The following is a 13,758-nucleotide window of genomic DNA, read 5'->3' as shown; positions in this document are numbered from 1 at the left end:
AATAATAGTTTTAAGAAGGAGCCGTTCATATAGGGGTAATCCCCTAAAAAATTACACTCCAATGTTCATATCACAAAAAGGGCAGTACAAGGTGAATGTTTCATCACTTGTACTGCCCTAAATAACAGTGTTTCACTTTACTTCTTCAATCAAAAACCACTACTTACATGTAAATTTCAATACAAAAACTGTACCTTCCGCTCCTGATTGGACACTAATGGTACCCCCATGTAAATCAATTAGCTGCTTAGTAATAGCCAACCCTAGACCTGTACCCGTTGTATCGTCTGTAGTATTTGTCCCTCGATAATATCGCTCAAAGAGGTTATCAAGCTCCTCTTGGGGAATTCCCGGACCTTGGTCGGCAATTGTCAGCATAATTTCCTTCCCTATATTTTGCGCTTCTACGTTCACCTTTGTACCGTCAGGCGTATACTTTTTAGCATTGGTTATAAGATTATCCAAAATACGCTTTAATAAAAGCTCGTCCGCTTCTAGCACGACATCACCATAAACCTTTACAGACACTTGCTCATCTGCAAATTGAGGTAACCAGACAGCGAGTGGTATCAGCACTTTTTCAAGCTGGATCGCTCTATTTTTTAATTGGTACGTATATGTTAAGTCTCGTATAAGGGCATCCATGTACGTTGCCTTTTCCTGCATCGTAGTTGCAAAGACGCGCATCTCTTCCTTCGTCCACTCATAGTCCTCAGAAGCAAGCATTGTTGAATAACCATAAATAGAACTTAACGGTGTCTTTAAATCATGCGATAAGCCTGTTATCCATTCCTCACGTAATTGCTCCGCATGTTTAATCTGTCTTTCATTTGAGGAGAGGCGCTTTGATAAATTATTAATCGATTCATCCACTGGCTCAAATAATTTAAATTTCCTTTTTAACTTCCCTGTCTTCAGATGATGGATACTTTTATCTATTACTTTACTGTAGTCGAATTGAGCTAGTAGCTCGATTCGAGATATTACATAAACAAGCGGGCGAACAAATTGACGGGAAATGCTAACCGATAAAAAAATAATTCCTATTAGCAATATAATATGTCCGCCAAAGAAAATGGAGATAAATAAAAGCATCGCTTTATTAAAAGGCTCGTCAAACGGCTTATACGCTGGGTTGGGCATACGTACAACTAGCGTCGATCCATCCTCTAAAAAAGCATTTCGCTTAAGCTCTTTGTATTCAAAAATATCGTAGTTTTCTTCGAGCAATTGAGGCTTATGAAGTTTTTTATAGCGCTCACCAATAACTTCTACACGATCCCACTGCTTATTATAGATTTCAACTGATACCTTCTTATCCTGTAAACGCTGGAGCAGTTCAGAAGGAATCTCTCCTTTATCCTTCCACTCCTGAACTACTTCCTCAAAAAAAGGTTGGACAGGTAAAGCTGGGAGGAATAATAAATGGTATTTTGGAATCTCCCACGTGTGCATTCCCGGCCGTTTAAGAGCCATTATTTCGTTATCTGACATTCCACATAGTTCACAAGTTTCTCCCGTGTAATCAACAATGTCCATCGATCGATTGAACAAATATAATTGCCCTAAGTTCTCCTCGGCTCGCTTCACTAAATAATCAGCAATCTTAATGGAATCCCCTTTTTCTACGACAGCATCATCTTTAATTTCAGAGGAAGACATTATATGAATATCGTCACCGACATGACTATTGATAAAGATTGCGAAAAACACCAAACTTATAATAAACCCTGTAATAATTAGTAAATAAAAAAAGATAAAATAAGACACAAAACGAAGGGTTAATCTTCTAGCTGGCTTCATGAATGAACATCTCCAACAAGCTTATAACCAATCCCCCTCACAGTAATAATGCAAGTTGGTTTACCAGGTTTCTTCTCTATTTTTTCACGGAGTTTTCGAATATGTACCATCACGGTATTATCATCAAACAAACAGTCACCCCATACACGCTCGTAAATTTGCTCCTTCGATAATACTTGCCCCGCATTTTCACATAAGTATTTCAATAGATGAAATAACCTACCGCTAATAATTTCCTTTGTACCATTTACAGTTACCTCTGCTGCATCGACATCGAATGTAAACCGACTACATGAAAATATATGACTTTCTGGCACATCTTTTTTCTTTATATATCTTGTCAGTTGCACCTTAACCCTCGCAACAAGCTCTAGCGGGTTAAATGGCTTCGTAATATAATCGTCTGCGCCATTCATAAAACCACGAAGCTTATCTGCATCACTACCTTTTGCAGTTAAAAAGAATATAGGTGCTTCACTTTGCTCTCGAATCATATTCGCCATATCCAGTCCACTACCATCTGGAAGCATAATGTCTAATAGATAAAAATCAAACACTTGCGTTTCCATTTTCTTTTTTGCTTCTTGAACAGTGTCGCAGAGTGTAATGTTTAAAAAACCTTCTTTTCTTAAAATAATTTCAATCATTTCTGCAATTGCCCGTTCATCCTCTAATACTAAAATTGACACGTCTTGCATGCTATCACCTTCTTTTAAGAATACTTTAAGGTAGCCATCATTTCCCCATAAGCTTTACCAACTACACTATGTATAAGATAACCAATTAAGGAGATAAAACGCAATGACAACTAAACGTGTTACCTTCATAGATACAATGCGTGGGTTTAGCTTATTCGGCATCTTAATGGCAAATTTGTTGATTTTCCAATTTGGCATGTATGGCAAAGATGAACTAAAAGATCTTTCCGCCCTCGATAATGGAGCCCTGTATTTTGTAAAAATCTTTATAGAAGGTTCATTTATGCCGATCTTCACCATTTTATTTGGCTTCTCTCTTATTAAACTTATAGAGTCTATTCGTAGAAAAAAAGATAAGAGTCGATGGTCCATTTTACGCCGCGCAACTGGGTTAATAGCCTTAGGTTTACTACATTCAACCCTTTTATGGGAAGGAGATATTTTGTTCTCCTACGGCTTTATGATATTGTTTTTAATTCCATTTATTAATCGCAAACCAAAAACTTTATTTATTTGGGCTGGCATCTTCTTATTACTTATTACTAGCTTACCATTTGGTTCCACAGAAGAAACTAAAAAAGAACAGAAAGAAATAGCAACCTATGTAGAGAAAGCCGACCATGTATACGCTAATGGAAGTTACTTAGACATTTATGACTTCCGTGCAAATACTCCACTTCCAGGTATGGATGATGCAGGCTTAGTCATTTTCTTATTAGTTTTTATCGCACCAATGGTTACCGCTTCATTGACCCTTTTCGGCATGGGACTCGCTAAAAAGCAAGCTTTTGTGAATATGGACGATGAAAAGAAATGGTATAAGCTTGGCGCACTGCTTGTTCCAATAGGGCTAGCTTGTAAAAGTTTAAGTTTTATAGAAAGCAATTTTTCTGGAATGTTGTTAACAGGTGGATCTGAAATATTAGCAGTTGGCTATGTCTGCCTTGCAGCTTTACTATACAAAACTCGCACTGTACAACGTCTCGCTCCCGCTTTTGAAAGTGTCGGTAAATTATCTTTAACCAATTATCTAATGCAAACCATTATTTGTACAACAGTATTTTATGGATATGGTCTAGGCTTATACGGCAAGTTAGGCGTATTTGGCGGTATTTTATTTGGAATCGTCGTGTATAGCTTGCAATGTGTTTTCAGCCTTGCCTATTTCAAGAAATTTAAACGCGGACCATTCGAAACCGTACTACGTATATGGACGAATTGGTCTTGGAACGGACAGATAAAGACAAAACAGAAAGGAAGTACTTTACATGAATAGCGACTATAAAGAGGACTTTACTGATACATGGTGGTTTTTAGGAATCTGTACTGCTGTTGCTGTAGTTTTAACACTGTTTGCGTTTTAATAGAATGAAATATTTATAAATAAAAATCTCACCCCTAAACTTTGATGGATGTATCAAAGCTTAGGGGTGTTTTATAAGCGTTCTAAATTTCAGCATCAGACTTTTATGATTCACATGGTTATTTTACCGAATTTATATATTTAATTCTAAGCGTCGCGCAACTAAAGAAAGTGCAAAATTCGCAATAAAATAAATAACAGCGACTAAAAGGAAAATCGGAATAATATAATTAATATTTTGCGCATTAATCACCTGAGCATTATGCATCATCTCTGGTAGTGCAATAACAACTGCTAGTGATGTATCTTTTAATAGCGAAATAAATTGACTTACAATCGGTGGTACCATACTTCGTACACCCTGCGGCAAAATAATATGCCATAATGTCTGCGTATAAGATAATCCAGACGAACGCCCAGCCTCCATCTGTCCTTTATGTACAGAGTTTAAGCCACTGCGAATAATTTCCGCTAGCATCGCCGACTCAAAAATCGTTAGAGCCAAAATAGCAGACCAGGTAATACTTAACTTCATACCTACTTCCGGCAAAGCGAAGTATACAAAGAAAATAATTAATAATAGCGGTAAATTTCTTATGATCTCAACAAAGAAAGCAGAAATTTGCGCCAATACAGGTATCTTAGCATAACGAACAATACCTAAAACAGCCCCGAGAAAAAAGCTAAGAACAATAGATATACCCGCAACTTTAAGCGTTATCCAAAAACCTTTCAACAAGAAAACAATATGATCAGGGCTATATGCTCCAATAAAATCCATCCATCTAACCCCCCACTAATTGCTCTTCGCTAAGCTTTTTTCTAAACGATTGACACCATAGCTTAACGGTAGCGTAATAATTAAATAAAAAAGTGCTATAAAAATATATACATCAAAAGTTACGAAAGTTCTTGAAGAAATTAAATCCCCTTGATACATTAGCTCACCTGCCGCAACAATGGTTAATACCGATGAGTTTTTCACCAAATTCAAAAATTGGTTACCTAATGGTGGAATAACAATTTTTATAGCTTGCGGTAAAATGATATAACGCATCGTTTGGACATATGTTAAACCCGAAGATCGTGCCGCCTCAGTTTGCCCTTTATGGACAGACAAAACACCAGCCCGAATAGCCTCTGCGATAAAAGCAGCTGTATAAATTGTCAACGCAATTGTACCTGCTTGGAATCCACTAAAACGAACACCTAGAACAGGTAATCCCACAAAGATAAAGAATAAAATAATTAACAGCGGGATATTACGGAAAAATTCTACGTACATTGTCCCTATCCAATTCAAAGGTTTAATAGGTGCAATTCGAAATACAGCAATTAATGTCCCTAAAATAAAACTGCCGATTAAGGCCAACAAACTTACAATCAAAGTATTTTTAAAACCCTCAATAAACATCCCGATATTTTCAGTAAGAATAGTAAAATCCAACATTCCATTTTCACTCCAATCCAATACGCTCTGTGTTACATTTCCATTTCGGATGGCGTATCCCAAAAATGCATAACCTTCACCAGAAGCTTTAACTTTATTCAACGGGCGTGTGAACACCCGCTGAATAAAACTAAATAACCAAATTGAAACAAGCAGTCATACACCTATTGAATATCACATTCATAAGGTTATTCATATGACTGCTCGCTTCATTTAATCAAATATTTTATAATAGATTACTTTTCAATCCATTTGTCATGGATTTCATCATATTTACCATTTGACTTTAACTCTGCAAGCGCGTCGTTAACAGCTTTTACAAAATCATCGTTACCTTTTTTCATTGCAATTCCATAAGGCTCTTCTGTGAATTTACCACCAACTAATTCGAAGCTATTATCTTCTGAAGCCATACCATATAAAATGGAGTCATCCGTTGTTAATACATCACCTTGGCCAGCCTTTAATGCTGTAAATGCCTCTGCATAGTTTTCAAACTCTAAAACCTGAGCTTTTGGTGCTTTTTCGCGGATGTTAATTGCTGATGTAGAGCCTTTAACAGCAATTACTTTTGTGCTTGAATCTATATCATCAATACTTTTAATCTTGCTACCTTTTTTCACCAATAGAGATTGACCTGCCTCAAAATAAACATCTGTGAAATCAACTTCTTTACGGCGTTCTTCCGAAATCGTCATTGTTGCAATAATTGCATCAATATCACCGTTATTTAACATTGGTATACGTGTTTTAGATGTTACTTCTTTAAATTCAACTTTTGTCTCATCACCAAGAATGATCTTTGTAATCTCTTTAGCAATATCTACATCAAATCCTTCAATCTCACCAGTACTTGGATTTTTCAAACCAAATAACTTTGTATCGTTTTTAACACCCCATACAATTTTGTCATTCGCTTTAATAGCTTCTAATGCAGATGTCGATTTACCACCTTTAGAATCTTTATCTTTAGTTCCTTTATCATCTCCACCACAAGCTGCTAGGACAAGTACAGAAAGAGCAGCAAATAGCATAAACATTAAAAATTTTCTGTTTTTAAACATTGAAAAAATCCCCCTATTCTTTTCTCTAAAAATTATTAATGATTAAAAATCCTGCTTAAGAATAATTTAGCGCGTTCCTCTTTTGGTTCACTAAAGAATTCAGCTGGATTAGCATCCTCCAAAATTTGACCCTTATCGATAAAAATCACTCGATCAGCCACTTCGCGAGCAAAACCCATTTCATGTGTCACAACTACCATCGTCATTCCTTCTCGTGCTAGCGCTTTCATAACATCCAATACTTCTCCAATCATTTCTGGATCAAGCGCAGATGTCGGTTCATCAAACAACATAATGCCAGGGCTCATAGCCAAACCACGTGCAATTGCAACACGTTGCTGCTGTCCCCCCGATAATTGTGATGGGAATGCATTCGCTTTATCCGGTATACCTACTTTTTCCAAATAGTATAGCGCTGTTTTCTTCGCTTCTTCTTCCGATTTTCCTAAAACTTTCATAGGAGCTAGCATAATATTTTGTAAAACCGTTTTATGCGGATATAAGTAAAAATGTTGGAATACCATACCAATATTTTTGCGCAAATCATTAATATCTGTTTTTTTACTGTTGATCTCCACTTCATTTACCTCTAATAATCCATCAGAAATAGTTTCTAAACGGTTGATACAACGAAGCAGAGTACTTTTTCCGGAACCAGAGGGGCCAATAATAACAACAACTTCCCCCTTTTCAATTGTTAAATTAATATCTTTTAAGACATGGAAATCTCCATAATGCTTATTAACGTTCTGAAATCGAATCACTCTATCAAACCCCTTACTAAAATGCATATTTTACTTATAGTTACTGTTATAAATCAAAATGAAAATTAACAGAAATTCAACTCTATTTAACTATAACCTTAATTATTGACAAAAGGCAACAATATTTTCAGAAAAATGAATTATTTAAAAATAAAACTACTTTTCAGTCATAAAGCAGAATAAAATATTTTTATCGAGATAATTATTTCTATCCAGAAATAATTATCTCGATAAAAATATACAGAACAACCGTTTCGTACAACAGAGCACAATCTGTTGTATAACATTTATAATTTAATTGCATAGTTATAATTATAATGTATATACTTTTTTTAACAATAAAGGGATTTTATTTAGTTTTATTGAAAAATAGATTTATAATTTCACTTATTTTAAAAGGGCAGACACTAAATTATTCCTAGAAAATCACAATATTAGTTCCCCATTTTGTTATTGTACTAATAGAACATCCTTGTCGATAATATCTCTCACGCCGCCTTTCTACCCACTCTTATTGTATAATTATTTTTAATAAAGCTTAGCTTAGGAGGTTTTCGTATTGATACAGCGAATCGTTATGACTGGCTACAGACCACATGAATTAGGTATTTTTAATGACAAGCACCCTGGCATTGCCATCATAAAAAAAGCACTCGAAAACCGTCTTCGTCTATTGATAGACGAAGGTTTAGAATGGGTCATTATTAGTGGTCAGCAAGGTGTTGAAACATGGGGTGTTGAGGTTGTTCTTACGTTAAAAAAGGAATTTCCATATTTAAAATATGCTATTATCACTCCTTTTTTAGAGCAGGAGAAAAATTGGCAGGACCATAAAAAAGAAAAATATCAAGCATTAGTAGCGCAAGCAGACTTTGTGACGAGTGTTACGAAAAAGCCATACGAGGCGCCATGGCAATTTATCGAAAAAGATAAATTCATTATCCAAAATACAGATGGTCTGCTGCTAATTTACGACGAAGAAAACGAAGGCTCCCCGAAGTATATGAAACGTCTAGCAGAAAAATATATGGAAACACACGATTATTCCCTTTTAATGATTACCGCTTATGATTTACAAGTAGTAGCAGAAGAAATACAGCAACAAGATTGGTAGAAAAGATATTGCTATAATTTTCTGATAATTATATACTAAGACTATATCAGTCATAGACTCACGTATCACCTCATTAGCGTGAGGTTGATTTCCATTCCGACTAGGCGCTTTGTAGCTGACGCTTCGCTTTCGCACAGTGCAAAGTTTCCTGGGGGCGTCCAGTCTCCACTCCATTCAACTTATAAAAATAGTATTCCTTTTAACAAATATCATCCCAAACTTTAGGTGATGAGCATTTAGAGAAGCAAGTCTTTGCTAAAAAGATTTTACCTCTTTTTTTATTACCCTTCAGTGCTAATTTCTAAAAAGGAGCTGCTAATATTTGAGTAAAAAAATCGAAATGGTTCTTGAGTCGTCGCCGGTGAACGTTTCTCATGATACGTACCGCAGAGAATGCAAATATACACGTGGGATTCATATTGAAGCACAAGAATTTAAAGCAATTTTGGATGCAATGTGCCCCAATTCTCGCTTGTATTTTGATTTCCATAATCCAGGCAAAGAGATTAAAAAGGGAACATATTTAAATGGACACTCTGGGTTAGCACGTAATATTTATAATTACTATAAAACAAATCACAACATTGAACTGACCGAGCTTATTAACGGTAAAGATTTTTATGTAAAAATCATATAAAGAGATGAATAGATTCCCTATCATTAAAGTGGGCTGTTACTTATATAACACCCCTCTTTTTTTTGGATATAAAAAGAGCTACTCTCAATTGAAAGTAGCTCTTTATCCTTCATTCAGCAAAATGTCTTATGTAGCGAAAGCAAAGCGTCAGCTACAATTTTTTTCTGTAATGAAATTGGCTTTTTATAAATCCGACACTTGAGCACCTAGTTCTTTATCATTGTACATTTCAGTGTCCAATTCTTTTGTAATACGTGCAGTTGTGACACCTGCAGTCATTGAACCACTTACATTAAGAGCTGTACGGCCCATGTCGATTAATGGCTCAACAGAAATTAATATACCCGCAAGTGCAATTGGTAAATCAAGTGCTGATAATACAAGAATGGCTGCGAATGTCGCACCCCCACCGACACCAGCTACACCAAATGAGCTGACTGCTACTACTGCAATTACAGTAATGATAAACATTGGATCAAGTGGATTAATCCCAACCGTCGGTGCAATCATAATCGCTAGCATTGCAGGATAAACACCAGCACAGCCATTTTGGCCAATAGATAAACCAAATGAGCCTGAGAAGTTCGCAATACCTTCTGGTACGCCAAGACGGCCTGTTTGTGTTTTAATGTTCATCGGCAATGCACCTGCACTTGAACGTGAAGTGAAGGCAAACAATAATGTTTCTGCAGATTTTTTTAAATACGTAAATGGATTTAAACCACTTAAAGTAAGAATTAATAAGTGTACTAATAACACGATAAATAACGCTACATACGACGCAATAACAAACTTACCTAGATTGTAGATTGCTCCGAAATCAGATGTTGCAACTGTACGCGCCATAATTGCTAAAATACCATATGGTGTTAAACGTAAGACAATTGTTACAACGCCCATTACTAGTGCATAGATTGCATCTAAGCCTTTTTTAATAGTCGCTGCTGTGTCTTCATCTTTACGTGCTACACGTAAGTAAGCAAAACCTAAAAACGCTGAAAAAATAACAACAGCGATTGTTGATGTAGAACGGGCACCTGTTAGATCTAAGAATGGGTTTGCTGGGAATAGCTCAATAATTTGTGTTGGTAAATCCGGTGCAGTTAATCCAGAAGTTTTCTCCTCTAAATATGCCCCACGCTCTGCCTCTGCAGCACCTTGCATAATATGAGAAGCATCTAAATCAAACACTGTTGCAGAAAAAATACCGACAGCAGCTGAAACAGCAGTTGTACCGATTAAAATGACTAAAATAAGAGCTGCCATTTTCCCGAAGTTTTTACCAACCTTCATTTTCGTAAAGGCTATTAAGATGGAAATAAAAATTAATGGCATTGCAACCATTTGTAGCAATTTAACGTAGCCAGTACCAATAATATTGTACCAACTTGTTGTTTTTGCTAAAACATCAGAATCAATACCATATATTAAATGTAATCCAAGACCAAGTACAATACCTAAGCCTAGCGCAGTAAATACACGATTTGAAAACTTAACGTGCTTTTTATTCATATAAAGTAAAATTCCAACGAACACGAGTAACACGGCAACGTTAAGAATAATTTGTAATGTAGACAATGGACAGCCTCCTAAGAAGTTTAATTATAATGTAAATCGAATTATATACCTATAATCCCTATAATTCAAGTATGTTTTATTTAGATTGATAACTTCCTATAATAATTCGGATTATTCCTTTTGATTATTCCCTAAAAACCGAATTTAATAAAAAATGCATTACAGTTTTAAAGAAGTAAATGACGCCTCAGAAATTACAATAGTATATGTACAGTAAAAGTAGCCTATCTAGGTCGCGAATAAATCAAGGTATGAAAAAATGACTGGTGGGCAAGCTCAAATCTTTACGAGCTTGCCCACGCCTGTCCCAATTCGTTTAATGAACGATGTAGTTTATTCAGCGATACTAATAGTATTTTACTGACAAGTGCTTCTATAATAAGTAATAGATACTCAATCACACGAAAGGTTGCTTGATATTGTAATGAACGTAGAAAATTTTTTACAACTGCCTATTACAAAACAATTTACAGTCGTTGCCGGTCGTAACGGTTTACATAAACCCGTTCAAAATGTTGAAATTCTAGACTTTGAATTTTCACCCGATATTCAAACGGTGAGAGAAGCGGTTTTCACACCGAATAGTGTTGTGTTAAGCAGTTTATTATTCGCAAAGCACAAGCCAGAGTATTTAATGCATGCCGTGAAAAGCCTTATTGAGCTAGGGGCAAGTGCTTTAGCTTATAAACCCGTCATCTTTGAGGATTTACCAGAGGAAGTGTTAGTCTATGCAGACGAACACAATTTTCCGATCTTGCGATTTGGCGGAGATGAATTTTTTGAAAAGATTATTTTAGAAACGATGGCCTATGCAAAAACAAAGGACTATTCATTCTTTTTAGAAACGATTGTGCGACGTCTAATGGAGGAAGACGTAACAGATGAACAAATAAAGTCTATTTTACAGCAAATCAATAAGCCCTTCGACAAGTATGTATTTGTTGCTAACATTCAATCGCAAGATCATGAAAATAGCCAATGGATGCACTCTCTTTTTCAATTAGAGCCTCTATTGAAATTTGGGTTGATTTGTACCTATAAAAAGAGTCTCTTTATTGTAATGACCCATTCATCACAGCAATTTCAATTTGAAAAACTTCTCAATGAATGGTTAACGATGTACACCATCTCGACGAATTCATTGACCTTTGGCTATAGTCGTTGTCAGATAACACAATCAGAATTCCCTATTGCTGTTCGTGAAGCCTTTTATGCACGTATTATGGCTGAAATTGAATCGGCTTCTATATGTCATTATGAGAACCTCGCTTCCGATTGGTTATTAATTGAATTACATCGTAAGGATGCTACATTTGCTATGGACTATGTAAATAGCTATCTTGGTCCCCTACTTGAGGAAAAGATTGATCCGGATTTAATGAAAACAGCAATCACCTATGTCGTAAAACAAGGAAATATTAAAGAAGTAGCCGTTGCGCATTTCTGCCATCCAAACACAATCCGTTATCGTATGTCTAAAATACGTCAGCTAGTAGCACCTTTAGAAAATGATTATGTTTTTTATGAGCGTATAGCTGCAGCCGTTAAATTGTACTTATTACATAGCAAAGCGAATGTCGAATGACAGCTTTGGAATAAGTACAAAAAAACGCCTGAATTTTTAGAATTAAAATCAAACTATTTTCTTCCATCTCATGCTATTCTATTGAAGTTAGGAGGGAGAATGATGAAACAATACATAGCTGACGGTATGCTATTAATCACTGCAATCGTTTGGGGTAGCGGATTTGTAATAACGGCTATTGCATTGGAATATTTAACAGCCTATCAAGTAATGGCAGGTAGATTTTTATTAGCCTCAATTATACTGACAGTCTTATTTGGATTTAGATTAAAAAAAGCTTCTAAATCTGTTATCTGGAAAGGTATTTTGTTAGGGACCATTTTGTATATTGCCTTCGCCTTTCAAACAGTAGGGCTCCAATATACAACACCCTCTAAAAATGCATTTTTAACTGCTGTCAATGTCATTATTGTTCCATTAATTGCGTTTGCGGTTTACAAGCGTCGTATAGATGGCTATGAAATTATCGGTTCTATAATAGCTATTGTCGGTATCGGTTTTCTATCTCTACAAGGCTCTCTAACAATGAATATCGGAGATGCGCTTTCCTTAGCTTGCGCTGTCGCCTTTGCCTTTGATATTTTTTGTACAAACCTATTTGTCCAAAAAGAAGATGCCATTACCCTTACGATCATTCAATTTCTCACCGCATCATTTTTAGGTGTTTTGGTCGTTGTCGGTCAAGGTGATATCCCAACCAGTCTTGAAAAAGAAGCCATTTATTCGATTATTTATTTAGCCATTTTTTCAACGACTCTTGCCTATCTTTTTCAAAATGTTGCGAATCAATATACGTCTGCTACAAAGGCAGCTATTATCCTATCTACAGAATCCTTCTTCGGCATGGTGCTATCCGTTATATTCTTACATGAGGTATTAACAAGCCGTATGGTTATAGGGGCTGTCATGATTTTACTCGCCATATTAATAGCAGAAGTGAAGCCTGCTCATCCGAAAAAGCGAATGATGAAGAGCTCACGATAACGAATTTCAAAATAGTTTCAGTGCTGCTGAAGCTATTTTTTTATTAAACACGACTAGTCATGATACTTGTAGTAATCCCTACTACTAAAATTGTAATAATGGAAAGCCATAATGTACTAGTAGATAAAAGCAATCCCCCTACGACAATGACCATGGAATCGATTATAAAAATAAGGATTCCGACGTTAATTCCAGTCTTTTCACTTAAAAATTGTGCAATCAAATCTGTACCACCAGTGCTTGTCTGAAATCTGAGCATCAAACCAACACCAAAACCCATAAGTACCCCTCCAAAAATAGCACTATAGAGGGCATCTACTTGAATAAAATTCCGAACAGATTTTAACAAATCAATACTAAGAGAAGATGCGAATAACCCATGTATACTATTGTAAAAATACGCTCTATATTTATACCAAGAAATAATAAAAATCGGGATGCTAATAATGATGATCATTAAACCTATTTTAAGGTTATATAAATAATGTAAAATAAGCGCTATCCCTACGACACCCCCATCTAAAATTTGATAGGGCGTTAAGAATAGATTAATCCCTAATGATATCGCGACACTTCCTATAAGAATGACTAAGCCTTTCGTAAAAAAATACATACAACACCCCTTCGAGACTTGCATGTTTTTATAGTATGAAAAAATTGATTTGAACATGTTATTGTTCACGCCTGTCGGTGTAATCATATTAATATTTTTTATCGA

At 35.7% G+C, this 13,758-nt stretch carries 13 protein-coding genes; 5 read left to right on the top strand and 8 right to left on the bottom strand.

Annotation, left to right across the window (positions count from 1 at the left end; genetic code table 11):
- Positions 1-159: 159 nt before the first annotated feature.
- Entirely contained in the window at positions 160-1,803 is a 1,644-nt protein-coding gene (locus B1B04_RS19330; protein WP_079563009.1) for a sensor histidine kinase, read from the bottom strand.
- Positions 1,800-2,501 (bottom strand): response regulator transcription factor, encoded by a 702-nt coding sequence (locus B1B04_RS19325; protein ID WP_079563008.1) that lies wholly within the window; start codon positions 2,499-2,501, stop codon positions 1,800-1,802. Before B1B04_RS19325 ends, B1B04_RS19330 begins: the two co-directional genes overlap by 4 nt.
- A 103-nt stretch (positions 2,502-2,604) precedes the next feature.
- On the opposite strand from B1B04_RS19325, the gene B1B04_RS19320 reads away from it, so the two are divergent.
- Entirely contained in the window at positions 2,605-3,777 is a 1,173-nt protein-coding gene (locus B1B04_RS19320; protein ID WP_079563007.1) for a DUF418 domain-containing protein, read from the top strand.
- Positions 3,778-3,997: 220 nt separating this feature from the next.
- Here B1B04_RS19320 and B1B04_RS19315 read toward each other — a convergent pair whose 3' ends face one another.
- The 4 genes from B1B04_RS19315 to B1B04_RS19300 form a co-directional block, all read right to left on the bottom strand.
- Complete coding sequence (locus tag B1B04_RS19315) at positions 3,998-4,645, bottom strand: amino acid ABC transporter permease (protein WP_079563006.1); 648 nt, start codon at positions 4,643-4,645, stop codon at positions 3,998-4,000.
- 15 nt (positions 4,646-4,660) lie between these two features.
- Positions 4,661-5,314 (bottom strand): amino acid ABC transporter permease, encoded by a 654-nt coding sequence (locus tag B1B04_RS19310; protein WP_079563065.1) that lies wholly within the window; start codon positions 5,312-5,314, stop codon positions 4,661-4,663.
- Positions 5,315-5,550: 236 nt separating this feature from the next.
- Positions 5,551-6,378, bottom strand: coding sequence for a transporter substrate-binding domain-containing protein (locus tag B1B04_RS19305; RefSeq protein WP_079563005.1), 828 nt, complete (start codon positions 6,376-6,378; stop codon positions 5,551-5,553).
- A 35-nt stretch (positions 6,379-6,413) separates the two neighbouring features.
- Positions 6,414-7,142, bottom strand: a complete 729-nt coding sequence (locus tag B1B04_RS19300; protein ID WP_079563004.1) for an amino acid ABC transporter ATP-binding protein — start codon at positions 7,140-7,142, stop codon at positions 6,414-6,416.
- Between the two features lie 559 nt (positions 7,143-7,701).
- On the opposite strand from B1B04_RS19300, the gene B1B04_RS19295 reads away from it, so the two are divergent.
- Together B1B04_RS19295 and B1B04_RS19290 are read left to right on the top strand one after the other, a co-directional pair.
- Positions 7,702-8,256, top strand: coding sequence for an SLOG family protein (locus B1B04_RS19295; RefSeq protein WP_079563003.1), 555 nt, complete (start codon positions 7,702-7,704; stop codon positions 8,254-8,256).
- Between the two features lie 322 nt (positions 8,257-8,578).
- Positions 8,579-8,893: a hypothetical protein gene (locus B1B04_RS19290; protein WP_079563002.1), complete on the top strand. Its 315-nt coding sequence runs from the start codon at positions 8,579-8,581 to the stop codon at positions 8,891-8,893.
- Positions 8,894-9,076: 183 nt separating this feature from the next.
- Here B1B04_RS19290 and B1B04_RS19285 read toward each other — a convergent pair whose 3' ends face one another.
- Entirely contained in the window at positions 9,077-10,405 is a 1,329-nt protein-coding gene (locus tag B1B04_RS19285; protein WP_276207771.1) for an L-cystine transporter, read from the bottom strand.
- Between the two features lie 490 nt (positions 10,406-10,895).
- On the opposite strand from B1B04_RS19285, the gene B1B04_RS19280 reads away from it, so the two are divergent.
- Positions 10,896-12,056: a PucR family transcriptional regulator gene (locus B1B04_RS19280; RefSeq protein ID WP_079563000.1), complete on the top strand. Its 1,161-nt coding sequence runs from the start codon at positions 10,896-10,898 to the stop codon at positions 12,054-12,056.
- A 102-nt stretch (positions 12,057-12,158) separates the two neighbouring features.
- Complete coding sequence (locus B1B04_RS19275) at positions 12,159-13,040, top strand: DMT family transporter (RefSeq protein ID WP_079562999.1); 882 nt, start codon at positions 12,159-12,161, stop codon at positions 13,038-13,040.
- Between the two features lie 43 nt (positions 13,041-13,083).
- Here B1B04_RS19275 and B1B04_RS19270 read toward each other — a convergent pair whose 3' ends face one another.
- Entirely contained in the window at positions 13,084-13,653 is a 570-nt protein-coding gene (locus B1B04_RS19270) for a YitT family protein (protein ID WP_079562998.1), read from the bottom strand.
- Positions 13,654-13,758 lie beyond the last annotated feature (105 nt).

The sequence above is a fragment of the Lysinibacillus sp. KCTC 33748 genome (genome assembly GCF_002237755.1).
GTDB lineage: Bacteria > Bacillota > Bacilli > Bacillales_A > Planococcaceae > Lysinibacillus.
Note: the sequence above shows the minus strand (reverse complement) of the source record. Positions and strands in the feature narration are given on the sequence as shown.